Below are 24,131 nucleotides of genomic sequence, written 5' to 3' on the forward strand. Positions count from 1 at the left end.
AGCCGGGGAAACCTTCCCGGATGGCGGCTACGCCTTATCCGGGCTACCCAACGATACGTACCCGTAGCCTGGCTGAGCGCAGCGCGAGCCGGGGAAACCTTCCCGGATGGCGGCTACGCCTTATCCGGGCTACCCAACGATACGTACCCGTAGCCTGGCTGAGCGCAGCGCGAGCCGGGGAAACCTTCCCGGATGGCGGCTACGCCTTATCCGGGCTACCCAACGATACGTACCCGTAGCCTGGCTGAGCGCAGCGCGAGCCGGGGAAACCTTCCCGGATGGCGGCTACGCCTTATCCGGGCTACCCAACAACGCGAGCCGGGTAACCCGACGGTCTACCAGGAGGCCAGCCATAGCCTAAGGTGCATTCCCCAACTGCTGGTCCAGCCGGTGGTAACCGACTTCACCTCGCCTTGAGAAATGAACACCAGAGTTGGCGTCACCTGGATATCCCACTGCCGGGCCAGCTGGCCGCTCGGATCATTTACCGTCGGCAGCGCCATTTTCTTCCTGGTCAGCCACTTCTCCAGCGCGGCGTTATCGCCGGAACGCAGGGCTACCGTCAGCACATTGCCGCCATCGGCGGCAAGCGATGCCACCGACGGTGTGGTATAGCGACAGACTCCGCACCAGGTCGCCCAGACGTACAGCAGCAGCGGCTTTTGCTGGCTCATGGCGTTCAGATCCAGCGTTCTGCCGTCGAGTGTCTGCAGCGATGTGGCGCTGAAGTTTTGCGGTAGCGCGGGCTGGCGAAAATAATCCACCGCCAGGCTCACCGCCGCGCCAATCAGCAGCCATAACGCCAGCTCGCGCAGCCAGCGCCTGATTTTACTGGCCACGGGCTTTCGCCAGCTGTTCTTTCACCAGCCCCTCCAGATCTTCAGCAGGGATTGCGCCGGCCACCATCTGATCGCCGATGATGGTCGCCGGGGTGCCCTGAATATTCAGCACCTGCGACAAAATCAGGTTCATTTTCAGCGAATCCATGGTCTTGTCATCAATATTCACGCTATCGGTGGCGGTTTTCTTCTGCGCGGAGGCGATGCTGGCGTCATCGTGATAGCCTTTTTTCGCCATCAGCCGCTGATGCAGCGCCCAGAACTTATCGGGCTGTTGACGCCAGGTGGAGAGCGCGGCTTTAGCGGCATTCACCGAACTCTGCCCTTTAAACGGCAGCAGCTTAACGATGAGCTGGATGTCCGGATTATCATGGACGATTTTTTCCAGCATCGGATCAAACTGTTTGCAGTAAGGGCAGTTGTAATCGGTAAACGAGACGATCGTGAGCTTCGGCGCTTTCGCGCCGGTGCGCGGGCTATTCGGATCGTTAAACAGCAGTTGGGCTAACTGGTCATTACCGTTCGATTGTGGTTCTTCCGCCGGGGCGGCGAAGCTGAAGGCCGATACGCACAGCAGCAATAAGGCGGTGATAGCTCTCATGTTATTTTCCTTTAGCGGCGGACAGGGTGGCGAGAAGTTGTTCGCGGTCTAACAGCGCAGGCAGAATCTGTCCCTGCGGCAATCCCGGTCCGTAAATCTGGTTAAACGGCACCGCGGCGCTGCCGCGAGCGGTTAAAAACTGACTAATGTCGGCGGAGGGGCGACTCCAGTCGCCACGTAAGGCGATCACATCTGGCGCTGATAGCGCCTGCTGGACGTCGTCGCGCAGCAGCACGTTGTATTTATTGGCTTTACAGGTCACGCACCAGTCGGCGGTGACATCAATAAATACCCGTTTATGCTCCGCCAGGGCGTTAGCGATAGCCTGCTCGCTGAGCGGCTGCCAGTTAAGCCGGTCGCGACGCGGGCCCTGGCCGTCCTGTTGTGCGACAAAGGCGACGGCGCCCGCTACCACGATGGCCAGAGCGCCCGCTCGCAGCGCCGTACGCCAGCGGTAGCGCCAGGCGGTGGCCAGGAGCAGGACGATGGCCAGAATCACCAGCAGGGTAAGCACCGGCGTACGGCCGATGTGGATCGTCAACAGGCTGACCAGCCATAGCGCTGAGCCAAGCATCATCAACCCCAGCACCACCCGCAGATGATTCATCCAGCGGCCTGGACGTGGAAGTCGTTGCGCCAGACCCGGCCAGGCGACGATAAGCAGCCACGGCAGGCTCATGCCGATCCCCATGGCGAAGAAAATCCCCCACAACAGCGGCAGCGGCGCCACTAGCGCCACCGAAACGGCGGTACCGAGGAACGGCGCGGTACAGGGCGTCGCCAGCAGGGTGGCGAAGGCGCCCTGCCAGAAATGGCCCATTAAGCCGTTGCCGCCGCGGGTGGCGAGGAAGGTACTGGCGCTGGAGGATAGACGGATTTCGAACAGCCCTAATAAACTGGCGCTGAACAGCACCATCACCAGCGCCATCGCGCCGATAAACCACGGGTTCTGGAACTGGATCCCCCAGCCGAGCGCCTGATTACCTAAACGTAGCGCGGTCATCATCAGCGCCAGCGCCAGGAAGGAGACGACGATCCCGCATACCGAGGCGAGGAACTGCCGCCGCACCGCGCCGCGTTCACGACGTTCGGTTTGCACCAGCGAGCCGAGCTTCATCGCCAGCACCGGCAGCACGCACGGCATTACGTTGAGGATAAGCCCCCCGGCCAGCGCCATCAGCAGCACCCAGCCTAAGGCCATTCCCGGCGCGGCGCTGCCGGCGGCGATGGCGATTTGGCTTTCCTGCGCCTGACCGCTATCGGCCAGCACCAGCGACAGCGTTTTGCCGCTCAGATCCGGCGCCGCTTCGCCCCAGCTATCGGTGACCGGTACGGTGGCAGTCAACGTATCGCCGCGGCTGGTAAAGCTCGGCTTGCCGAAATCGACATCCTCCATGCTGTCGATAAACAGCGCTGGCTGCTGCCAGCCGGCATCGCGGCGGGCGGTTACCGTCAGCTTACCGCTGACGTAGCTGGCGCTAAGCACCGAGGTGAGACCGTCGCGCAGGGGCAGCGTGCCCATCGCGCGGGTGAAATCGTAATTAAATTGCTCCCCCGCCGGAGCCGTCATATCCAGCGAAAAGGGGTAGTCAGTGAGAATACAGACATTGCTGCAGGTAGAGAGCGTCAGTACGCCGCTAAGCGTCGGCGGTATTTTGCCGCGCAGGGTCATCGGGAAGCTAACGTCGCCGTGATACCCCTGAGTGGAAATACCCGCGACGTCGAAGCGTTGCGGCGTCGGCCAGCGCCAGTTCACCTCCAGCGGCGTGCGCCAGGTGATAGCCGGCGCGATGCCGCCTTCGCCCGGCGAACGCCAGTAGGTTTTCCAGCCCTTTTCCAGCGCTACGTCTAAAAGCAGGCGGGTGTCGCCATTGCTTTCGCTTTGCGCCCGCAGGCGCACGCTGGCGTGTTGATTGTCGGCGACATGCAGCCAGCCGCTATCGGCGGCCTGGCTGACGGGCAGCCATAGCCAAAGCAGGCAGACCAGCAGTCGCCTGAATACCATAAACATAAATTTTCTCCGTAAGTAATAAATTAACCTGAGCTGTCAGGAGAATTAATCACTCACGGAAGACGCATAATCGTAGATGCACCCGCAATCGGGGAGGAGAAATGACGCGGGGAGGCCAGATTCGCTCGATGCGCGGCGGGATGGCCGCCAGCACCGCCAGCAGCAGAGCGATCGCTAATAGCGCCCCTTCAAACAGCATCGGCGGAACGGCCATCAGCGACTTGGCGCTGAGTTCGCAGGGGGAAACCGGCGCCTCGGCATTATCTGGGCCAGGTTGAGCGGATTGGCTGGCGGCCGTGACGTTCATCACCAACGCATGCATCCCCGCCATTCTCTGGGCGGTGCAGATCAGCACCACCAGGCAGGCAAGGAGTACAAGAAGAATGGCTTTGCGTTGTCGCTTAATCATGGTCGCCTCAAATATTCACGAGGCCTATCTTATCGGGCGAACGCGTTTTAGCAATGGTAAAGCTGTAAAGAAGTGTCTGGCGGATAAGTGATTTGCCCCCTCCCGGCCGGGAGAGGGCGGTTAATTACAGATTCTCGCCGTTGCTGGCGATGACTTCTTTGTACCAGTTAAAGCTCTTCTTGCGCGAGCGGGACATGTCGCCGGTGCCGTCGTCGTGTTTATTGACGTAGATGAAGCCGTAGCGTTTGCTGTACTGGCCGGTGGTGAAGGAGACGCAGTCGATGCAGCCCCATGGGGTATAACCCATCAGATCAACGCCGTCATAAGTCACCGCTTTTATCATCTCTTCGACGTGGGCGCGCAGATAATCGATGCGGTAGTCATCGTTGATGCTGCCGTCGGCTTCTACTTTGTCGTAGGCGCCAAAGCCGTTTTCCACGATAAACAGCGGCTTCTGGTAGCGCTCATACAGTTCGCACAGGGCGTAGCGCAGGCCAACCGGGTCAATCTGCCAGCCCCAGTCGGAGGCTTTAACGTGCGGGTTCGGCACGCTACCTTCGAAGCCGGAAATGGCATCGCCGGTGCCGCCTTCGGCTTTCACCGCGTTGGTCATGTAGTAGCTGAAGCCGAGATAGGCGCAGGTGCCTTCACGCAGGATCTGCGCGTCGCCGTCTTCCATCTTGATGTTGAAGCCGCGGCGTTCCCATTCATTCAACACATAGCTCGGGTAGTAACCGCGCAGCTGGACATCGGTAAAGACATAGCGTTCGCGCATCGACTCCTGGGCAAACATGACATCTTCCGGTTTGCAGGAGTAAGGGTAGAGGGCGACCATTGCCAGCATGCAGCCGACCTGCATTTCCGGGTTGATGCGCCGCGCCGCTTTCACCGCCAGCGCGCTGGCGACGAACTGGTGATGCAGCACCTGGTACATGGTCTCTTCCGGGTTTTCATGCTCGGTATAGACCACGCCGGAACAGCAGTAGCCGAACAGCGGCGCGCGCCAGTTACGCTGGTTATTGATCTCGTTAAAGGTCATCCAGTATTTCACTTTGTGCTTATAGCGCTCAAAGACGACTTCGGCGAAGCGCACAAAGAAATCGACCACTTTACGGTTGGTCCAACCGCCATAATGCTGGACCAGATGCAGCGGCATTTCAAAGTGGGAAAGGGTGATCACCGGCTCGATGTTGTACTTCAGCAGTTCATCAAACATATCATCGTAGAATTTCAACCCTTCTTCATTCGGCTGGGTTTCGTCGCCCTGCGGGAAGATGCGGGTCCAGGCAATAGAGGTGCGGAAGCACTTGAAACCCATCTCGGCGAACAGTTTGATGTCTTCTTTGTAGTGGCCGTAAAAATCAACCGCTTCATGGTTAGGGTAATATTTACCCGCCTCGACCTGTTGGGTGATTTCGCGCGGCACGCCGTGCGCCCCGCCGGTTAAAACGTCGCAGATGCTGGGGCCTTTGCCGCCTTTATTCCAGCCGCCTTCAACCTGATGCGCGGCGACCGCGCCGCCCCACAAAAAGTCTTTTGGAAGAGTCAATTTTTTCATCTTTGCTAATCTCTATGAATAACTATTGCGATTGAGTCTAGCAAAGCGAAATTGAATGTCACGATATAACAAATTCCGCTAAAAGTAATATGTTACATCGGAAAAACAGGCTGTTATTTTTAGCCGATTTTGCGCGCTAATTTACGCCCCAGGGTTTCGAGAATATATATCACCGGGATCTGCGTTGTAATATCGTAAACGCCGCCGATGCGCGTTTGCGGCACGTGCCAGGAGAGATTGAAATCAGCCAGTTTTGCCAGCCGCGAATGCTCATGGCTGGTAATCGACATCACCTTGCAGTGATGCAGACTGAACTGGCTGGCAAAGCGAAGAATCTCTTCGGTTTCGCCGGAGACGGAAAGCACAATCGCCAGCGCATTGCGGGCCATGTCATTGGTGACCGGGAAATAAGGATCGTCAATATGGTTGCTGAATTTCCCGACGTTAGAAAAGAAGCGAGCGCCATATTTCGCCAGTGCGCCAGAGGTACCGGCGCCGACGAAAATAATACGTTCGGAGGAGAGAATAATATCGACGGCTTGTTCGAGCAATTGATCGAACTCATCGTTATTGACGCTTTTAAAAAAGCTCATTATTTCGCTGGCGCCGATATTTGCCTGTTGAGGCTCGTTCTGCTCAAGATATAATTTAAAGCGTACGCGAAATTCAGAGTAGCCCTCGCACTGCAGTTTGCGGCAGAAGCGCAACACGGTGGTGGTGGAGACCCCGGCGGCCTCGGCCAGTTCGCGAATAGTCATGTACATCACTTTGTCACGATTCTTAATGACGTAGTGGTAGACCATCATCTCAAGATTATTGAGACTGGCGACAGCGGCGTGGGAGAACATACTCACAGTGGCGAACTCACAATTCATAAAGACCAGGACGGAATTATATCATGCAGGCTAATGACATTACCTTTTTTCAGCGTTTTCAGGACGACATCCTCGCCGGGCGCAAAACGATCACCATTCGCGATGCGGCGGAGTCGCACTTTAAGCCCGGTGACGTGCTGCGCGTCGGACGCTATGAAGATGACGGCTACTTTTGCACTATCGCCGTTACCGCGACCTCGACGGTGACCCTCGACACGCTAACTGAACAGCATGCTCAACAGGAGAATATGACCCTCGAACAACTGCGGCAGGTCATCAGTGAAATCTATCCTGCGGAAGATCGGTTTTATGTTATTGAATTCAAACGCCTTTAAATAAAACCAGCACAACTGTTAGTTGAAATATTGTTGTAACACTATGATTTTAATGTGTTTACAAATATACATCGTTTTATTTTAGCTAACAGGTGTTCACTGGAATCATTCTCAGTTAACCTAAGTGGGCAATGAAAGCGTTCTTGTTTTCACGGAGTCAAAATATGGTTCGCAAGCCATTAATCACTCAGGGATATTCTCTGGCAGAGGAAGTTGCCAACAGCATCAGTCACGGGATCGGGCTGGTGTTCGGTATTGTCGGCCTTGTGTTGCTGCTGGTGCAGGCGGTAGACACGAACGCCAGCGCGACGGCGATCACCAGCTACAGCCTGTACGGCGGCAGCATGATTATGCTGTTCCTCGCTTCCACGCTCTATCACGCTATCCCGCATCAGCGGGCGAAACAGTGGCTGAAGAAATTTGACCACTGCGCCATCTACTTGCTGATTGCCGGAACCTACACGCCATTTTTGCTGGTGGGATTGAATTCGCCGCTGGCAAAGGGGTTGATGATTGTCATCTGGAGCCTGGCGCTACTGGGGATCCTGTTTAAGCTGACTATCGCGCACCGCTTTAAAATTTTGTCGCTGGTGACCTATCTGACGATGGGCTGGCTGTCGCTTATCGTAGTCTATCAACTGGCGGTGAAGCTGGCGGTGGGCGGCGTAACGCTGCTGGCGGTTGGCGGGGTGGTGTACTCGCTGGGGGTCATCTTCTACGTCTGTAAACGTATTCCTTATAACCACGCTATCTGGCACGGTTTCGTGCTCGGCGGCAGCGTGTGTCACTTCCTGGCGATTTATCTTTACGTCGGCCAGTCCTGATCAAACTTCCACGGTGGCGCTGCGCTTACCGTGGCTACAATATTCTGCGGCCTGAAAATTCCACGGTGGCGCTGCGCTTACCGTGGCTACAATATTCTGCGGCCTGGTAGCCCGGCTGAGGCGCAAGCGCCGCAAGCCGGGAACTGTTCCTTAATCTTCTTCCAGCGAATACGGCAATGGCTTGATGCTCAGGCTGCCGGCATCGTCACGCACGCGGAACACGCTGTCCGGTTCCATATCGTTATTCATCACCACCTGGACCATCAGGCTTCCGTCATCCAACTGTACGGCTGCCAGCACCGTACCGGTGCGTCGCCAGTTGTCGCCCATTTTCAGCTCCAGATCTTCCCCGGCTTCCGGCACCCGGCTGGCGGTACCCGCCAGCGTCCACAACGCGCGTTTATTGGCGCCGCGGAATTTCGCCCGGGCGACCATTTCCTGGCCGGTGTAGCAGCCTTTCTTGAAGCTGATACCGCCCAACGCCTGCAGGTTGGTCGCCTGCGGAATGAACTGCGCGCTGTTTACGCTGTCGATAACCGGCAGACCGGCCTCGATGTTCAGCGCCAGCCACTGCTGACTGTTGTTAAGTTGCGCTTCGCCGCGCAGCGCGTCCGTCACCCGGTTGGCGGTGTCGGCATCGGTCACCAGCAGGAAGCGTTCGGCAGGGTGTTCAAACCACAGCAGGCTGGTCACGCCTTCGGTGACCACCGGTTTACCGGCATCCGGCAGCGCGGCGAACAGCGGCGCCAGCGCGGCGCGCGCCTGGAAACCGGCAACGCCCAGCAGGACCAGATCGTCGTTTGCGGCGATGGTGACTTTGGAGAAGACGGCATATTTTTTCAGTTCGGTCAGCTGCGCTTCGCGCAGGCTGCGGCGCTCAATCCACGCGAAACCGCCGTCGCGGTGGAAGACGCGCAGGTTGCTCCACATTTTGCCTTTGGCATCACAGTGCGCGGCAAGCAGATGCCGATCGGCGGTTAAATGGCTGACATCGGCGGTGATCTGCCCCTGCAGATACTTCTCGCCATCCGGACCGGTAATCGTCGCCAGCGCCCAATCATCCAGCGTCATCAGCGTTAACGGCAGACGAGCGGAAGAAGAGGGCTGACGCGGAGGAAAAGGTGTAAAAGCCATAGTCATATCCTGAATAGCTTAACGCAGAGTGAATGACTAATGGTAAAAGAGCTATGGTGCAATGCAAGCGCTTTCGGCAAGCCATTTGTGCCCTCCGGATGCGGTGAATAGCCAACCGGATGTTGGGCTTTTATGGAATGCTGCTCGCACAAGGCGATATTACTGTAAAGTAAGTGCCTAAAAAGGGTTAAACTAAGCTATATCTTGATGCTGGAAGGACAACATGGACATTAACAACAAAGCTCGCATCCACTGGGCATGCCGCCGCGGTATGCGCGAACTCGATATCTCCATCATGCCGTTTTTCGAGTATGAGTACGACACGCTCAGCGATGACGACAAGCGCCTGTTCATCCGTTTGCTGGAGAACGATGATCCGGATCTGTTTAACTGGCTGATGAATCACGGCAAGCCGGCAGATGCGCAACTTCAACGGATGATTAATTTAATCCAGACTCGGAATCGGGAACGTGGTCCTGTGGCAATCTGATTTACGTATTTCCTGGCGTTCGCAGTGGTTCTCGCTGCTGCTGCACGGGGTGGTGGCGGCGATAGTGCTGCTCATGCCCTGGCCGTTAAGCTACACCCCGATTTGGCTCCTGTTGCTATCGCTGGTGGTGTTTGACTGCGTGCGCAGCCAGCGGCGGATCCACGCCTGCCAGGGAGAAATTAAGCTGTTGATCGATTCCCGTTTACGGTGGCAAAAAACGGAATGGGATATCGTCGGGACGCCATGGGTTATCAGCAGCGGTATGCTGCTGCGCCTGAAGCATGCGGAAACCGGCCGTAGCCAGCATTTGTGGGTGGCGGCGGATAGCATGGATGCGGGAGAATGGCGGGATTTGCGCCGGCTGGTGCTGCAAAAACCGGCGCACGACTAACTCAGGATCAGGCGAAGTGCTCCGCCATTTCGCCGAGGATCTGCTCGCACCAGTTCTGGATGCGCTCATCGCTCAGGTCGTATTGATTGGTTTCATCCAGCGCCAGGCCGACAAACAATTGGCCATCGGCGATAACCGGTTTCGGGCTGGTGAACTCATAGCCCTCGGTTGGCCAGTAGCCGACAAACTTCACGCCTTTGGTCGCCAGCTTATCGTGCAGCATCCCCAGCGCGTCAAGGAACCATTCGCCGTAACCAAGCTGATCGCCCATGCCGTACAGCGCGACGATTTTGCCATTCAGATCTAAGGCGTCGAGCTGTTCCCAGACCGCTTCCCAGTCTTCCTGAATTTCGCCGAAATCCCAGGTCGGGATGCCGAGGATCAGCACGTCGTACTGGCTCATCAGCGCGGGGGAGTCATCTTTCAGATTATGCAGCGTCACCAGCTCGGGGCCGATGATATCGCGGATTTTTTCCGCGGCCATTTCGGTGTAGCAGGTACTGGAGCCGTAAAAAAGACCTATATTCATCGCGTAAACGTCTCAATTCTTGCCGTGAATTGCGCCCAGTGTACCAGAAAGGCGGCCTCTTAAGGCATAATGAGGGCGTATAACGAACAAAGAGGCCGATGTGAAACAGGATCTGGCACAAATTGAACAGTTTCTCGATGCCCTTTGGCTGGAGCGTAATCTGGCGGAGAACACGCTCAGCGCCTATCGTCGCGATTTGACGATGCTCGTGGAGTGGCTGCATCATCGCGGGCTGACTCTGGCGAGCGTCGGCAGCGACGATTTACAGGCGCTGCTGGCCGAGCGGCAAACCGGCGGCTACAAAGCGACCAGTACCGCACGGCTGCTTAGCGCCGTGCGCCGGTTCTTCCAGCATCTGTACCGGGAGAAAATCCGCCCGGACGATCCCAGCGCGCTGCTGGCTTCGCCGAAGCTGCCCCAGCGGCTGCCGAAAGATCTCAGCGAGGCGCAGGTTGAGCGTTTGTTGCAGGCGCCGCTGGTGGAGCAGCCGCTGGAGTTGCGCGATAAGGCGATGCTGGAAGTGCTGTATGCCACCGGTCTGCGCGTCTCGGAGCTGGTCGGCCTGACGATGAGCGATATCAGCCTGCGACAGGGCGTACTGCGGGTCATTGGTAAAGGCAACAAAGAGCGGCTGGTGCCGCTGGGCGAAGAGGCGGTGTCATGGGTAGAAAATTACCTTGAATACGGCCGCCCGTGGCTGCTGAACGGTGTGGCTTCGGACGTGCTTTTCCCCAGCCAGCGCGCGCAGCAGATGACGCGCCAGACCTTCTGGCACCGCATTAAACACTATGCCGTACTGGCGGGGATCGACAGCGCGAAGCTCTCCCCGCACGTCTTGCGTCATGCGTTCGCCACACATTTGCTCAATCACGGTGCCGATTTACGCGTGGTGCAGATGCTGTTAGGACACAGCGATCTCTCCACCACGCAGATCTACACCCACGTGGCGACCGAACGTTTACGACAACTTCATCAACAGCATCACCCGCGGGCGTGAGTGCTGAATAAAAGGACTGAGTATGAAAAAAGGTTTATTGATGTTCACCCTGCTGGCGGCTTCACTCTCCGGCGCGGCGCATGCCGATAGCGCGGCGATCAAACAGTCGCTGGCGAAACTGGGTGTGCAGAGCACCGATATTCAACCGTCGCCGGTTTCCGGGATGAGCACGGTGCTTACCGACAGCGGCGTGCTGTACGTCACTGACGATGGCAAACACATTATTCAGGGACCGATGTACGACGTCAGCGGCGCGCAGCCGGTTAACGTCACCAACCAGTTGCTGGTCGGTAAGCTGAACGCCTTAGCCAAAGAGATGATTGTCTATAAAGCGCCGAAGGAGCAGCATGTCATTACCGTCTTTACCGACATCACCTGCGGCTACTGCCATAAACTGCACGAGCAGATGAGCGACTATAACGCGCTGGGGATCACCGTGCGCTATCTGGCCTTCCCGCGTCAGGGGCTGCAAAGCCAGGCCGAGCAGGACATGAAAGCGATCTGGTGTGCGAAAGATCGCAACAAAGCGCTGGATGACGCCATGAACGGTAAGGGCGTACAGCCGGCGAGCTGCAGCGTAGATATCGCCAAACATTATACCCTCGGGGTGCAAATGGGCGTCAACGGCACCCCGGCGATGGTCCTCAGCAATGGTATGGTGCTGCCAGGTTATCAGGGGCCGAAAGAGCTTAAAGCTTTCCTCGACGAGCATCAAAAACAGACAAGCGGTAACTGATTCGCGTGAAACAACAGATACAACTACGCCGCCGCGAGGCGGTTGACGGCGTCGACCTTCCCGCCGACCTGCCGCCGCTGCTGCAGCGGCTGTATGCCAGCCGCGGCGTGCGCAGCGCGCAGGAGCTGGAACGCGGCGTCAAAGGCATGTTGCCATGGACGCAGCTTACCGGCGTTGAAAAAGCCGTTGAGATGCTGCATGACGCTTTCCAGAAAGGGCTACATATAGTGGTGGTCGGCGATTTTGACGCCGATGGCGCCACCAGTACCGCCCTTAGCGTGCTGGCGCTACGCGCGCTGGGCTACGGCAACGTCTCCTATCTGGTGCCGAACCGTTTTGAAGACGGCTACGGCTTAAGCCCGGAAGTGGTCGATCAGGCGCACGCGCGCGGCGCGCAGATGATCATGACCGTCGATAACGGTATTTCATCGCATAGCGGCGTCGATCATGCCCATGCGCTCGGCATCCCGGTGCTGGTGACCGATCACCATCTACCGGGCGATACGCTGCCGGCGGCGGAAGCTATCGTTAACCCTAACCTGCGCGATTGCGACTTCCCGTCAAAATCGCTGGCCGGGGTTGGGGTGGCGTTTTATCTGATGCTGGCGCTGCGTACTTTCCTGCGAGATAACGGCTGGTTCGAGGCCCGCGGTATCGCCGCGCCAAACCTTGCCGAGCTGCTGGATTTAGTGGCGCTGGGCACCGTTGCGGACGTCGTGCCGCTGGATGCCAACAACCGCATCCTGACCTGGCAGGGGTTAAGCCGCATTCGCGCCGGAAAATGTCGGCCAGGGATTAAAGCGCTGCTGGAAATTTCCAACCGCGATCCGCAAAAGCTTGCCGCCAGCGACCTTGGTTTCGCCCTCGGGCCGCGCCTGAACGCTGCGGGGAGACTGGATGATATGTCCGTCGGCGTCGCGCTGCTGCTGTGCGATAACATCGGCGAGGCGCGGGTGCTGGCCAACGAGCTCGATGCGCTCAATCAAACGCGTAAAGAGATTGAGCAGGGGATGCAGGCCGAAGCGCTGACCCTGTGTCAGAAACTGGAACGTAGTAGCGAGACCCTGCCCGGCGGGCTGGCGATGTACCATCCGCAATGGCATCAGGGGGTGGTCGGCATCCTGGCATCACGGATTAAAGAGCGCTTCCATCGCCCGGTTATCGCTTTTGCGCCTACCGGCGACGGCACGCTCAAAGGTTCTGGCCGCTCTATTCAGGGGCTGCACATGCGCGATGCGCTGGAGCGCCTTGATACGCTTTATCCTGGGTTAATCCTGAAGTTTGGCGGCCACGCGATGGCGGCGGGCTTATCGCTGGAAGAGGCGCGTTTTGAGGAGTTTCAACAGCGCTTCGGCGAGCTGGTTACCGAGTGGCTGGATCCCGCATTATTGCAGGGCGAGGTGGTTTCCGATGGCCCGCTGGCGGCCGCGGAGTTGAGCATGGAAGTGGCGCAGATGCTGCGCGATGCCGGGCCATGGGGGCAGATGTTCCCGGAACCGCTGTTTGATGGCCGTTTCCGCCTGCTGCAGCAGCGGCTGGTGGGCGAGCGTCACCTGAAAGTGATGGTCGAGCCGGTTGACGGCGGGCCGCTGCTGGATGGTATTGCCTTCAACATCGATACTTCCATTTGGCCGGATAACGGCGTGCGTGAAGTACAGTTAGCCTACAAGCTCGACATCAACGAGTTCCGCGGCAACCGTAGCCTGCAGCTGATCATCGATCACCTCTGGCCAAATTGACAACAGTGTATTAATAAGGGCGCGAATCCGGTAGAATTCCGCTCTTATCACCGCATTTTGACAAATCCATTAAAAGAAACCGACCATGTTTGAAATAAATCCGGTAAAAAACCGCATTCAGGACCTCACGGAGCGCTCCGACGTTCTTAGGGGGTATCTTTGACTACGATGCGAAGAAAGAGCGTCTCGAAGAAGTAAACGCCGAGCTGGAACAGCCGGACGTCTGGAACGAACCTGAGCGCGCACAGGCGCTGGGTAAAGAACGTTCTTCCCTGGAAGCTATCGTCGAAACGCTGGATCAGATGACCCAGGGTCTGGAAGATGTCGCCGGACTGCTGGAGCTGGCGGTAGAAGCCGAAGACGAAGAGACCTTCAACGAAGCGGTTGCCGAGCTGGACGGGCTGGAAGAGAAGCTGGCGCAGCTTGAGTTCCGCCGCATGTTCTCCGGCGAATATGACAGCGCTGACTGCTATCTTGATATTCAGGCCGGTTCCGGCGGCACCGAAGCCCAGGACTGGGCCAGCATGCTGATGCGCATGTACCTGCGTTGGGCGGAAGCGCGCGGCTTTAAGACCGAAATCATCGAAGAATCCGAAGGTGAAGTCGCGGGCATTAAATCCGTGACCATCAAAATCATTGGCGATTACGCCTACGGCTGGCTGCGTACTGAAACCGGCGTTCACCGCCTGGTGCGTAAGAGCCCGTTCGATTCCGGCGGCCGCCGTCATACCTCCTTTAGCTCGGCGTTCGTTTATCCGGAAGTTGATGACGATATCGATATCGAAATTAACCCGGCCGACCTGCGTATCGACGTATACCGCGCCTCCGGCGCCGGTGGTCAGCACGTTAACCGTACGGAATCCGCGGTGCGTATTACTCACATCCCGACCGGGTTGGTGACGCAGTGTCAGAACGACCGTTCGCAGCACAAGAACAAAGACCAGGCCATGAAGCAGATGAAAGCGAAGCTTTATGAGCTGGAAATGCAGAAGAAAAATGCCGAGAAGCAGGTGATGGAAGATAACAAATCCGACATCGGCTGGGGCAGCCAGATCCGCTCTTACGTGCTGGACGACTCGCGTATTAAAGATCTGCGCACCGGGGTGGAAACCCGCAACACTCAGGCGGTGCTCGATGGCAGCCTGGACCAATTTATCGAAGCAAGTTTGAAAGCAGGGTTATGAGGAACCAACATGTCTGAACAACAAGCACAGGGCGCTGACGCGGCAATTGACCTTAATAATGAACTGAAAACCCGTCGTGAGAAGCTGGCTGCGCTGCGTGAGCAGGGCGTCGCATTCCCGAACGATTTCCGTCGTGACCATACCTCTGACCAACTGCACGCTGACTTCGATGCCAAAGAAAACGAAGAGCTGGAAGCGCTGAATGTCGAAGTGGCCGTTGCTGGCCGCATGATGACCCGTCGTATCATGGGTAAAGCGTCTTTCGTTACCCTGCAGGATGTCGGCGGCCGCATTCAGCTGTACGTCGCCCGCGATGACCTGGCGGAAGGCGTCTACAACGATCAGTTCAAAAAATGGGATCTCGGCGACATCATCGCCGCCCGCGGTAAGCTGTTCAAAACCAAAACCGGCGAGCTGTCCATCCACTGCACCGAGCTGCGTCTGCTGACCAAAGCCCTGCGCCCGCTGCCGGACAAATTCCACGGCCTGCAGGATCAGGAAGCGCGCTACCGTCAGCGTTACCTCGATCTGATCTCCAACGACGAATCCCGTAACACTTTCAAAGTACGTTCGCAGATCCTGGCTGGCATCCGTCAGTTCATGGTTGGCCGCGGCTTTATGGAAGTGGAAACCCCGATGATGCAGGTGATCCCAGGCGGTGCTTCCGCGCGTCCGTTCATCACCCATCATAACGCGCTGGATCTGGACATGTACCTGCGTATCGCGCCGGAACTGTACCTCAAGCGTCTGGTGGTTGGCGGCTTCGAACGCGTTTTCGAAATCAACCGTAACTTCCGTAACGAAGGGATCTCCGTTCGCCACAACCCAGAGTTCACCATGATGGAACTCTATATGGCGTATGCGGATTATAAAGATCTGATTGAGCTGACCGAATCCCTGTTCCGTACTCTGGCGCAGGACATCCTCGGTAATACTGCCGTGCCTTACGGCGATCAGACTTTCGATTTCGGCAAGCCGTTCGAAAAACTGACCATGCGTGAAGCCATCAAGAAATACCGTCCAGAAACCGAGATGGCGGATCTGGATAACTTCGATTCCGCGAAAGCGATCGCTGAGTCTATCGGCATCAAAGTTGAGAAGAGCTGGGGTCTGGGCCGTATCGTGACCGAGATCTTCGAAGAAGTGGCGGAAGCGCATCTGATCCAGCCGACCTTCATCACCGAATACCCGGCAGAAGTCTCTCCGCTGGCCCGTCGTAACGACGTGAACCCGGAAATCACCGACCGCTTTGAATTCTTCATCGGCGGCCGCGAAATCGGTAACGGCTTTAGCGAGCTGAACGACGCCGAAGATCAGGCGCAGCGCTTCCAGGATCAGGTTGACGCGAAAGCCGCCGGCGACGACGAAGCGATGTTCTACGACGAAGACTATGTCACCGCGCTGGAACACGGTCTGCCGCCGACCGCCGGTCTGGGCATCGGTATCGACCGTATGGTGATGCTGTTCACTAACAGCCACACCATCCGCGACGTTATTCTGTTCCCGGCGATGCGTCCGCAGAAATAATCGCTTCTCGCGAAAAGTAAAAAACCCGGCTTGCCGGGTTTTTTTATGTCTGATGTCAAGGTTCGTCGCTGGCGTAGCCTGGGTCTTTAATGCTCGTCACTCGCGGTTACGCACGTAAACGCGCGACAAAGTCTATTAACGCCTGACGCGCGTTTTTGTTTTGGGCTTCCAGTACCATCCACGGGCTAAAGGCCCACGGGGTAGCGGCCAGCGCGCTTAACATTTCCGTCAGCTCAACCCACTGATAACCCATTACTTCATCATCATTCGGTTGCAGCTCGCTGACCACGCGTGCGGCAAAAACCGGGCACACTTCGTTTTCGACGATGCCATTCGGTGCGACGGCGCGGTAGCGGAAGGCCGGATGGACGGGGGCAATATCAGCGATCTCGACGCCCAGTTCGAAGCGGCAGCGCCGGGTGACGGCCTGTTCGAAGGTCTCGCCCTGTTGCGGATGTCCGCACACCGAGTTAGTCCACACGCCGGGCCAGGCTTTTTTGCTAAGCGAACGGCGCGTGACCAGGAACTGGCCTTGCTCATTGAACAACCAGCAGGAAAATGCGAGATGCAAAGGGGTATCGAGCGTGTGGGCGGCATACTTCTCCAGCATACCTGTGGGTTTATCTTGCTCATCCAGCAAAATGACGTGTTCCCCGGCCATGACGACTCCTGAAAAAAATAAATGACCCGGCACAAACCCGCCGGGTCATGTACTCAGGCCACTAGGGTAGCCCATAAATGGGAGAAAGGCATTACCAAAACAAGCCCTGGTAGCATGTTGGCGACCGGGAAAAGCTTGATGTTACAGATACGCAACCCGGTCGCCACCATCAGCAATCCACCGGCGCAGGAGAAATCCGCCATCATTGATGGGGTGATCATCGGCAGAATAAACACCGCCAGCATCGCCAGCGCCACCTGAATAACGATCTGCGGGATAGCGATGGTCATCACCGCGTAGCCCAGCAGGGTTGCGAATATCCCGGCGGTGAACAGATCAAGGATCGTTTTAATGTACAGGATTGACGGATCGCCGCTCATACCTTCGGTCATGGCGCCGAAAATACCGGTACCGCTGGCGCAAAACAGCACCAGGATAGCGACGAATTTTTCGGTGAACTCTTCATGGCCTAACCCCTGAACGGGCGGCAGAACTTTATTAATCAAGCCGCGCGTTGAACCCGCCGCGCTGCCGATGCGTTTTTCCAGATGCAGCAGTTCGCCGAGGAAAGCGCCGAGTACCATCGCCAGCACTACCGCCGGCATATATTTCACCTTCAGCACCAGGGTGATGCCCAGGCCGACGGAACAGAGACCAAAGGTCATCGGTAGCGCGGTTTTGACGCGTTCCGGAAGTTTGCCTCCGGCCATTGCGCCGATCAATCCGCCGATAATCACGGCGGAACCATTTACATATGGACCAATTAACATTGCGAGTTCCTGTTACGCGTAATGCAGCGCGCCTTCACCCCAGCGCGGGATGTTATTGACCTCAAGGTCAAAGAGGTCGAGCGCGCGGTTCACGCTATGGGTAATAATGTCATCTGCGCTTTGCGGGCGTTGATAGAGCGCCGGAACCGGTGGAAAGATGATGCCGCCCATCTCGGTAACCGCCGCCATATTGCGTATATGGCCGAGGTTGAGCGGGGTCTCGCGCGCTAACAACACCAGCCGACGGCGTTCCTTCAGCACCACGTCCGCCGCGCGGGTGAGCAGATTATCGGTGAGACAGTGGGCGATAGCGCCCAATGACCGCATTGAGCAGGGGGCGACTAACATCCCCAGCGTTTTAAACGATCCGCTGGAGATAGATGCGCCCAGATGGTTGATAGGGTGTACCACGTCAGCCAGCGCCATCACTTCGTCTAAGCGGTAGTCCGTTTCCAGCTCGCAGGTCTTTTCCGCGCCTTTGGAGACCACAAGGTGCACTTCTACCGCCTGCGGCCGCAGAAGCTCCAGCGCTTTGACGCCGTACTGGAATCCGGAAGCGCCGCTAATGCCAATGATGATGCGTGGTGTCATGGTATTTGCCCTTATTCGAAATCCGGCAGGAAACGTTTTACATCAACCGCTTTGAACTTAGAGCGCTCAAAGTTGTGCTTCAGATGGAACGGTACGGTGCAGTCGAAAATGGTTTTACACGACATTCCCTGCTGCAGAATGCTGGGGCTGTATTCCGGCACCTGCGACGGGTCGAGCGGATGGCAGCGTACGCCAGGGATCACCACGGTATCGACATCGCCCTGGTAACGGGTTTGCATCGCCCATAGCACGTCGTCGCTATCGAAAATATCAACATCTTCATCTACCAGAATAACGTGTTTGAGTTCCGGGAAGGCGGAGAACGCCAGTAGCGCAGCCTGGCGCTGGCGGCCTTCATCGGCTGGAGACGACTTTTTGAATTGCAGCACCGCGAGCAGCTTGCCGCCGCCTGCCGAGTGGGCGAAGACGTTGAGCAATTTGCCCGGCATGGCGCGTTCTACCATATCGAGAATACTGGCTTCGGTCGGGATCCCGGCCATGTTGACATGTTCTTCGCCTGGCCCGACGGTGGTGCGCCAGATGGGGTTGATACGATGGGTAACCGCTTTAACTTTAATGACCGGAATCGCCTCTTTGGCTTCGCCGGTATAGCCAGGGAACTCCGGCATGGCGCGGCCGGTATTGGTGTTTTGATCTTCTCGCACGCGTACGTTCGGCAGCAGTTCGCCTTCGATAACGATTTCAGCGTGGGCGATGGCTTTTTCATTAATGGTTTTACACTGCACCATCTCCACCGGATGGCCGCGCAGCGCGCCGGCGATACTTAGCTCATCAAAGCCCAGCGGGGTGGTCGGCGGTTCAAAGCAGGCGGCTATTTCGATAGCCGGGTCCACGCCGATACTAATCGAGATCGGCAGCGGCTGTCCCGCCGCTTCCGCCTTCATGCGGAAGGCATCGATATGGCGGCCCGGCGTCAGCCACATTGAGAGTTCATCGCGGCTCTGTACGCACAGACGATGAATGGTGATATCGGATTCACCGGTTTGCGGGTCGGAGGCATAGCACAGGCCCATGGTGATATACGGGCCAGCGTCTTCTTCGGTGTTGGTTGGCGCAGGCAGCAGTTTGCGCAGATCGAAATCATCATCGCTGGGGAGGTGCACCACTTCCTGGCATACTGCCGCGCCCTGCACCATGGTCGGGGCAATGGCATTTTCAACGGAGTCTTTCAACAGGTGGCCCAGTTTCGCCGGTTCACACTGCAGGAACTGGCTGACGCGCTGGCGTGAACCGTTCAGCCCGATGGCTACGCTGATATCGTTGAAGCCCTTAATATTGTTAAATACCATCACCGGGCCGTTCTTACGCGTCGGACGCTGGCAGGTACCGCCGGCGCCCACGTAGCGATAAACGCCGGAGAGCTCGGCGTGGGGATCGACTTCGGTATCGGTTTCAACATACTCGCCAGGTAGCGTTTTTAGTAGCGCCAGGGCAGAGCGTAAATCATGCACCGATGACGGCGCTTTTTTATCTGAGTGTGCCATGAGTGTTCCTTTGGGAAAGCAATTTTGCTAACCGCACAATATTTTTGTTCGATTAATTAAACAAATACCGTTTACCGGATGGTCAGTAGATCAAAAAGGTTTAATTTAAAAAGCTGTTAAGAAATGATTAATTAAAATGGAGGGATTGCCGCGGCTTTTTATTTGATTCCATTAGTGCAATACTGACCTGCAGATAAAGAGGGGGTTAGATAATGGATCTGAAACGCTTACGCTATTTTTGCCGGGTGGTCGAACATGGCTCGGTTAGCCAGGCGGCGAAATCGCTCAACATGGCGCAGCCGCCGCTCAGTAAGCGGATACAGGAGCTGGAAGAAGAGCTGCAGGTGTCGCTTTTTGAACGCCGCGGCAACCGTATTGAACCAACGGAAGCAGGCTATTTTCTTTATCGTAAGGGTTGTGAAATATTACGCCAGGTGGAAGATACCGCCAGGGAAACGGCCGATATTGCGCAAAAGACCCGTGCGGAAGTGCGCGTTGGCTTAACTCATCTTTATCAAAACTATTTTCAGCCTTTATTAATGGAGCTCTATCGGCGAAATCCAGAAACGGCAATAAATATCTCGGTGACCGATTCAAGTCATCTGGAAACGTTATTAAATGAAGGCGCTATCGACCTGGCCTTAATACAGCGGCCCTACCGTAGTGAGGGTTTCGATTATGTCTCCTTTGACCCGATAAAATTGGTAGCCGTCATTAATAAAAAATGTCTGCCGCAGCCGCCGTCTAATCCCTTCGATTATAACGCGCTGGCGAAGATGCCGTTGGTGCTGCTTCACCGGGCGAAAGATTCCGGCACCTATGAGATGCTGATGGATCTGTTTCGTAAATCCGGCGTCAGTGCGAAGGTGATTATGCATATTACCCAACCAGGGGTGATCCTCGACTGGCTGGAGGGCGGACTGGAAGCGGCGACGTTGTTGCCATCCTCGGAAGTGAATGCTGAAAAACTGCCTCATTGCTATGTGGTTGATGTCTTCCCCTCGCCGCAGATATTTTATCCGGCGCTGGTGAAATTACCGTCAATGTCGTATCTCCCGGCGTTGATGGATATTATCGCCGGAGGTTATCCATTTAACGCGCCGAAGGGAGTAGAGGTCGTAGAATAAGCGTAGAACATTGGGGATCGTCCATCGGGCTGGTATGATATTCGCCCATGACGCCGAGATGAGAAACCGTTGAGTGCAGGACGCCTGATGAAAACACGCTTTTATATCGCGATGATGCTGCTTGGTAGCCTGGTGTTAGCCGGCTGTTCCAGTACATCCGATTCTGGTTCCACCTATACCGTGAAGCGCGGCGATACGCTGTATGCGATCTCCCGTAGCACTGGCACCAGCGTACGCGATCTGGCGCGCCTGAATAACATCTCTCCGCCATACACTATTGAAGTCGGACAGAAGCTGAAACTTAACGGCGGTTCGAAAGCAAAAAGCAGTACCGCCGGGAAAAAATCCTCCAGCACCCGCACAGCCTCCGTAACGCCATCATCGGCGGTGCCGCAGTCCTCATGGCCGCCGGTGGGGCAGCGCTGCTGGCGCTGGCCGACCAGCGGTAAGGTGGTGATGCCGTACTCCACCCGCGATGGCGGCAATAAAGGTATTGATATCGCCGGTACCCGCGGCCAGCCGGTTTACGCCGCCGGCTCCGGTAAGGTTGTCTACGTCGGCAATCAGCTGCGCGGCTACGGCAACCTGATCATGATTAAGCATAACGAGGATTACATCACCGCGTATGCGCATAACGATAAGATGATGGTTAATAACGGCCAGAGCGTGAAGATTGGCCAGCAGATTGCGACCATGGGCAGTACGGACGCCGATTCCGTACGGCTGCATTTCCAGATTCGCTATCGCGCCACGGCCATCGACCCGCTGCGTTATCTGCCGCCGCAAGGCAGTAAGCCTAAGTGCTAAAAGGTTATTTTATCAGCAGTTAGCCCAATCCGGGCTTGCCACAGGGTGCGTAAGGTCTATAATGCTTTTCGCACCTCTTCGCGGGCGTAGTTCAATGGTAGAACGAGAGCTTCCCAAGCTCTATACGAGGGTTCGATTCCCTTCGCCCGCTCCAAATCTTATTTCTAATCAATAAGTTAGATTATTCAATCAGTTACGTTGCTCTGCTTTACAGGTACAACTTAAACTACCCATTGTACTACGCCCGCACCTGTCGCGTGATTGGTCTGTGGTACAGGGGAGCATATCTTCACACTGGCAGTCGTTCCATCGTGCATACTGCGACAGTACAACAACGAACAAAAAGCCGCATACCTGGCATAACTCCCGAACAGATTGATCACACGCATTTAAGCCCGACGTGTGGCCTTGTGGCTGCGTAAACAGGTGAATAGTGGTAAACGTACCTGCACACGATATGCAGGTTCTGCCAGCGCTTCGCTCACGCTCCGAAAGATACACGAGCACACCTGATAAGGTGTGATCCTTCTGACAATCTGATTTGATCACTGATGACTTTCGCAAAGCTAAACCAACCAGGTTGGCCTGATGAAGTCGCTACGCTTGTTGCTTGTACCACTAACGGGGCGTTATGGCTTCTATTGTCTGAAATCTGATACATTGCATAAACATCATGTGGATTGCTGTAAAATTCATCAGTATGATTGCTTGCACAATCAGCGATTGGGAAAGCACTTCTGGAAGATAAGGGACGAGACGATATGAAAGTGACTGATGAGGCTTTGTTACGTTCAGGGTTTACGCAGCCTGAATTGCAGAAGATAAAAAGCAATATTGAAAAATATGGAGGAACGCTTGGAGAGGCCATAAATGACCTCGCCAGGCGATTTGTTACCTTGGCGGGAGTGGTGGCTGTGTGTGCCTTAATCCTACTGCTACTTATCGTCTTCAGCTCACCTGATAGAGCATTTGCATGGGGGCTGGCGATGATCTTTGGGGTTGCCATTATGTTCTTTGCACAGCCGCCGGTAATTTCCTATAAATCCTGGCGTTACCGAAAAACTATCAAGGATTAACTGGTTCCATTTTCTGTTGTCAATAGATCGAAAATCACTTTTGCTTTAACACCATAACCGACAATCTTCATTGTTAGCTTAGGAGTGTTCATTGTGCTGACTTTGCGATAGTAATCGTGTGGAAGCCAACGGAATAATCTCCAGGCTCCAGTTTTTCGAGCGAGACCTACAATGCTGTACACACTGGCACCAAGAGTAATACCATTATAGAGAGCCAGGCCCGTGTTAGGATTAAATCCCATGAACTGGGCCGTATGCATCGCGGAGTCAGCAATGATGCCTTGCGAGGGTTTATGTCCTGCTGGCTGATCAAAGTTGAGCACTTCTTTCGTTAATCCGTTCATTCCATCGGCAATCAGGACTGCCCCAGCCAGCATACCAATCGGCCCCATAGTGGATAACATCATAAAGCCACCAAAGAGAACCACGCCTGATAGCACCACATTTACAGCGGATATAACATAACCGACGATTTTATTGTTTTCCCTGACAAACTCGACCTTTGCATAAAGTTGGGCGGCTCTGGTTCTTAACAGGCGTTCTTGTTCTTGCAGATTATCTGTTTCGGCACGCAGATTCTTGATGCATGCAATGCATTCTTCATCGGTTTTAGCTCGTCGTGCTGTTTCAAATTCTTTCTCTACGACCTGCCTTATCTCTTCGACAAACTTGATTCGTGTAATACCATCTTGCAAATAGAATGCTGACAGTCGGTTTGCTGTTTCGACGAGTTTCCGGGCTTCAAGATTCACCATGGTATCTGACCATGTTCTGTTCCAGCCCCTGTTGAGCAGCGCAATATCCATTAAAGACTCCTTCCCAAAATGTGTCTGGTCATTTTACGTGCAGTAAGGTCGAAGACAACAGGAAATGCCTTTCCCAACGTCTGATTTTAGCGGAACGAACACATAATCAAACTCTGAGACTCCACATGGTAATTCTCTATTTTTCATTGTCCGACGTTTCAAACGTCCTGGAGTACGGGCAGGACTGCGAGCGCGTCACCAGTGTAATAAGCAATGTCCCATCAAGCGGAAGCTAGTACAGGCTGCGTTTAATACGCAGACTTAACGCTGACGATTCTGTTATGTCGTTCCGTGAATGGAAAGAGGCGAACGGAATTGGCCGTAAGACCCACACCTGCCGCGCTGAGACTGAGCAATGACTAAATAAAGAGCCTGCTCGTTATATTGAGCCACTGCCGCCAGACTTCCCCGGCGTTCGCCTGGACGATGCCACATTGAAACCGCGCGAGCACGCCGTCCCCGAATCGACAACCGGACAGAATGCTTTTCTCAAAGCCTGCCGCGAGTTCCTGATTTGCGATGATTCCACCCTGAAAAGAATCTGCTAAAGCTTGGCGCTGGCTCTATGACCGATCATCCGTGGCGATTCAGAGAGATACATCAGGTCAT

At 55.8% G+C, this 24,131-nt stretch carries 26 protein-coding genes, 1 tRNA gene and 1 pseudogene; 15 read left to right on the forward strand and 13 right to left on the reverse strand.

The features are described 5' to 3' along the window. A partial coding sequence (locus ABLV17_RS15535; protein ID WP_348854351.1) for a hypothetical protein occupies positions 1 to 239 on the forward strand: 239 nt, incomplete at its 5' end. Between the two features lie 96 nt (positions 240 to 335). Here ABLV17_RS15535 and ABLV17_RS15540 read toward each other — a convergent pair. From ABLV17_RS15540 to ABLV17_RS15565, 6 genes are all read right to left on the reverse strand, one after another. Then, positions 336 to 839, reverse strand: a complete 504-nt coding sequence (locus ABLV17_RS15540) for a protein disulfide oxidoreductase (protein WP_308959108.1) — start codon at positions 837 to 839, stop codon at positions 336 to 338. Next, on the reverse strand, positions 829 to 1,440 hold the full coding sequence (locus ABLV17_RS15545) for a DsbA family protein (protein ID WP_308959109.1): 612 nt from the start codon (positions 1,438 to 1,440) through the stop codon (positions 829 to 831). The genes ABLV17_RS15540 and ABLV17_RS15545 overlap by 11 nt, the downstream gene beginning before the upstream one ends. Before the next feature lies 1 nt (position 1,441). After that, on the reverse strand, positions 1,442 to 3,451 hold the full coding sequence (locus tag ABLV17_RS15550; RefSeq protein ID WP_308959110.1) for a protein-disulfide reductase DsbD domain-containing protein: 2,010 nt from the start codon (positions 3,449 to 3,451) through the stop codon (positions 1,442 to 1,444). A gap of 49 nt (positions 3,452 to 3,500) precedes the next feature. Beyond that, positions 3,501 to 3,860 carry a copper resistance protein gene (locus ABLV17_RS15555; RefSeq protein WP_015369786.1) on the reverse strand — a complete coding sequence of 120 codons (360 nt, stop codon included), beginning with the start codon at positions 3,858 to 3,860 and terminating at the stop codon, positions 3,501 to 3,503. Between the two features lie 124 nt (positions 3,861 to 3,984). Further along, positions 3,985 to 5,418 carry a 6-phospho-beta-glucosidase BglA gene (gene bglA, locus ABLV17_RS15560; protein ID WP_087859752.1) on the reverse strand — a complete coding sequence of 478 codons (1,434 nt, stop codon included), beginning with the start codon at positions 5,416 to 5,418 and terminating at the stop codon, positions 3,985 to 3,987. Between the two features lie 119 nt (positions 5,419 to 5,537). After that, a complete protein-coding gene (locus ABLV17_RS15565) occupies positions 5,538 to 6,266 on the reverse strand; it encodes a MurR/RpiR family transcriptional regulator (RefSeq protein WP_087859751.1) in 729 nt (242 codons plus the stop codon). Between the two features lie 50 nt (positions 6,267 to 6,316). On the opposite strand from ABLV17_RS15565, the gene yqfB reads away from it, so the two are divergent. Together yqfB and ABLV17_RS15575 are read left to right on the forward strand one after the other, a co-directional pair. Then, the gene (yqfB, locus tag ABLV17_RS15570) at positions 6,317 to 6,628 is read left to right on the forward strand and encodes a N(4)-acetylcytidine aminohydrolase (protein ID WP_015369789.1); all 312 of its coding nucleotides are present in this window, start codon (positions 6,317 to 6,319) and stop codon (positions 6,626 to 6,628) included. A 164-nt stretch (positions 6,629 to 6,792) separates the two neighbouring features. Beyond that, complete coding sequence (locus tag ABLV17_RS15575; RefSeq protein WP_008806429.1) at positions 6,793 to 7,452, forward strand: hemolysin III family protein; 660 nt, start codon at positions 6,793 to 6,795, stop codon at positions 7,450 to 7,452. Positions 7,453 to 7,602: 150 nt separating this feature from the next. On the opposite strand, the gene ygfZ is transcribed toward ABLV17_RS15575, so the two are convergent. Then, positions 7,603 to 8,586, reverse strand: coding sequence for a tRNA-modifying protein YgfZ (ygfZ, locus tag ABLV17_RS15580; protein WP_087859750.1), 984 nt, complete (start codon positions 8,584 to 8,586; stop codon positions 7,603 to 7,605). A 223-nt stretch (positions 8,587 to 8,809) separates the two neighbouring features. Here ygfZ and sdhE point away from each other — a divergent pair, with 223 nt between their 5' ends. Next, complete coding sequence (gene sdhE, locus ABLV17_RS15585; protein WP_015369791.1) at positions 8,810 to 9,076, forward strand: FAD assembly factor SdhE; 267 nt, start codon at positions 8,810 to 8,812, stop codon at positions 9,074 to 9,076. Continuing rightward, complete coding sequence (locus ABLV17_RS15590; RefSeq protein WP_015369792.1) at positions 9,057 to 9,467, forward strand: protein YgfX; 411 nt, start codon at positions 9,057 to 9,059, stop codon at positions 9,465 to 9,467. The genes sdhE and ABLV17_RS15590 overlap by 20 nt, the downstream gene beginning before the upstream one ends. Positions 9,468 to 9,474: 7 nt before the next feature. On the opposite strand, the gene fldB is transcribed toward ABLV17_RS15590, so the two are convergent. Then, positions 9,475 to 9,996 carry a flavodoxin FldB gene (fldB, locus tag ABLV17_RS15595; protein ID WP_015369793.1) on the reverse strand — a complete coding sequence of 174 codons (522 nt, stop codon included), beginning with the start codon at positions 9,994 to 9,996 and terminating at the stop codon, positions 9,475 to 9,477. 100 nt (positions 9,997 to 10,096) lie between these two features. On the opposite strand from fldB, the gene xerD reads away from it, so the two are divergent. The 5 genes from xerD to lysS all read left to right on the forward strand — a co-directional run bounded on the left by xerD (position 10,097) and on the right by lysS (position 16,179). Next, positions 10,097 to 10,993, forward strand: coding sequence for a site-specific tyrosine recombinase XerD (gene xerD / locus ABLV17_RS15600; RefSeq protein WP_103825677.1), 897 nt, complete (start codon positions 10,097 to 10,099; stop codon positions 10,991 to 10,993). 22 nt (positions 10,994 to 11,015) lie between these two features. Then, positions 11,016 to 11,729: a bifunctional protein-disulfide isomerase/oxidoreductase DsbC gene (dsbC, locus tag ABLV17_RS15605; protein ID WP_308959074.1), complete on the forward strand. Its 714-nt coding sequence runs from the start codon at positions 11,016 to 11,018 to the stop codon at positions 11,727 to 11,729. Positions 11,730 to 11,734: 5 nt separating this feature from the next. Then, positions 11,735 to 13,468, forward strand: coding sequence for a single-stranded-DNA-specific exonuclease RecJ (recJ, locus tag ABLV17_RS15610; protein ID WP_308959075.1), 1,734 nt, complete (start codon positions 11,735 to 11,737; stop codon positions 13,466 to 13,468). 85 nt (positions 13,469 to 13,553) lie between these two features. Then, positions 13,554 to 14,652, forward strand: a protein-coding gene (gene prfB / locus ABLV17_RS15615; RefSeq protein ID WP_096335406.1) for a peptide chain release factor 2 whose coding sequence is annotated in 2 segments (ribosomal slippage) — positions 13,554 to 13,628 and positions 13,630 to 14,652 — 1,098 coding nt in all. Because the reading frame shifts where the segments join, the coding sequence is not laid out codon by codon here. Positions 14,653 to 14,661: 9 nt separating this feature from the next. Next, on the forward strand, positions 14,662 to 16,179 hold the full coding sequence (gene lysS, locus ABLV17_RS15620; RefSeq protein ID WP_015369798.1) for a lysine--tRNA ligase: 1,518 nt from the start codon (positions 14,662 to 14,664) through the stop codon (positions 16,177 to 16,179). Between the two features lie 106 nt (positions 16,180 to 16,285). Here lysS and idi read toward each other — a convergent pair whose 3' ends face one another. From idi to ABLV17_RS15640, 4 genes are read right to left on the reverse strand one after another with little or no spacing between them, the layout of a single operon-like run. Next, on the reverse strand, positions 16,286 to 16,840 hold the full coding sequence (gene idi, locus ABLV17_RS15625; RefSeq protein ID WP_087859747.1) for an isopentenyl-diphosphate Delta-isomerase: 555 nt from the start codon (positions 16,838 to 16,840) through the stop codon (positions 16,286 to 16,288). 53 nt (positions 16,841 to 16,893) lie between these two features. After that, complete coding sequence (locus ABLV17_RS15630; RefSeq protein ID WP_004144724.1) at positions 16,894 to 17,610, reverse strand: DUF554 domain-containing protein; 717 nt, start codon at positions 17,608 to 17,610, stop codon at positions 16,894 to 16,896. Between the two features lie 12 nt (positions 17,611 to 17,622). Continuing rightward, complete coding sequence (locus tag ABLV17_RS15635; RefSeq protein WP_045359429.1) at positions 17,623 to 18,201, reverse strand: UbiX family flavin prenyltransferase; 579 nt, start codon at positions 18,199 to 18,201, stop codon at positions 17,623 to 17,625. A gap of 11 nt (positions 18,202 to 18,212) precedes the next feature. Next, entirely contained in the window at positions 18,213 to 19,706 is a 1,494-nt protein-coding gene (locus ABLV17_RS15640) for a UbiD family decarboxylase (protein WP_308957827.1), read from the reverse strand. 212 nt (positions 19,707 to 19,918) lie between these two features. On the opposite strand from ABLV17_RS15640, the gene ABLV17_RS15645 reads away from it, so the two are divergent. From ABLV17_RS15645 to ABLV17_RS15660, 4 genes are all read left to right on the forward strand, one after another. After that, complete coding sequence (locus tag ABLV17_RS15645; protein WP_101705733.1) at positions 19,919 to 20,833, forward strand: LysR family transcriptional regulator; 915 nt, start codon at positions 19,919 to 19,921, stop codon at positions 20,831 to 20,833. Between the two features lie 87 nt (positions 20,834 to 20,920). Next, positions 20,921 to 21,640, forward strand: a complete 720-nt coding sequence (gene actS, locus ABLV17_RS15650) for an amidase activator ActS (protein ID WP_087859745.1) — start codon at positions 20,921 to 20,923, stop codon at positions 21,638 to 21,640. A gap of 80 nt (positions 21,641 to 21,720) precedes the next feature. Continuing rightward, positions 21,721 to 21,794: transfer RNA gene (locus tag ABLV17_RS15655), tRNA-Gly, on the forward strand. A gap of 607 nt (positions 21,795 to 22,401) precedes the next feature. Continuing rightward, the gene (locus ABLV17_RS15660) at positions 22,402 to 22,716 is read left to right on the forward strand and encodes a hypothetical protein (RefSeq protein WP_049059946.1); all 315 of its coding nucleotides are present in this window, start codon (positions 22,402 to 22,404) and stop codon (positions 22,714 to 22,716) included. On the opposite strand, the gene ABLV17_RS15665 is transcribed toward ABLV17_RS15660, so the two are convergent. Continuing rightward, positions 22,713 to 23,522 (reverse strand): DUF4225 domain-containing protein, encoded by an 810-nt coding sequence (locus ABLV17_RS15665; RefSeq protein WP_308957828.1) that lies wholly within the window; start codon positions 23,520 to 23,522, stop codon positions 22,713 to 22,715. The two genes, ABLV17_RS15660 and ABLV17_RS15665, sit on opposite strands and share 4 nt — an antisense overlap. 205 nt (positions 23,523 to 23,727) lie before the next feature. Here ABLV17_RS15665 and ABLV17_RS15670 point away from each other — a divergent pair. Continuing rightward, positions 23,728 to 24,064, forward strand: a pseudogene (locus ABLV17_RS15670) (ATP-dependent DNA helicase RecQ); the annotation flags it as partial. Positions 24,065 to 24,131 lie beyond the last annotated feature (67 nt).

This window comes from Klebsiella sp. CN_Kp091 (assembly GCF_040065095.1).
Lineage (GTDB): Bacteria > Pseudomonadota > Gammaproteobacteria > Enterobacterales > Enterobacteriaceae > Klebsiella > Klebsiella aerogenes.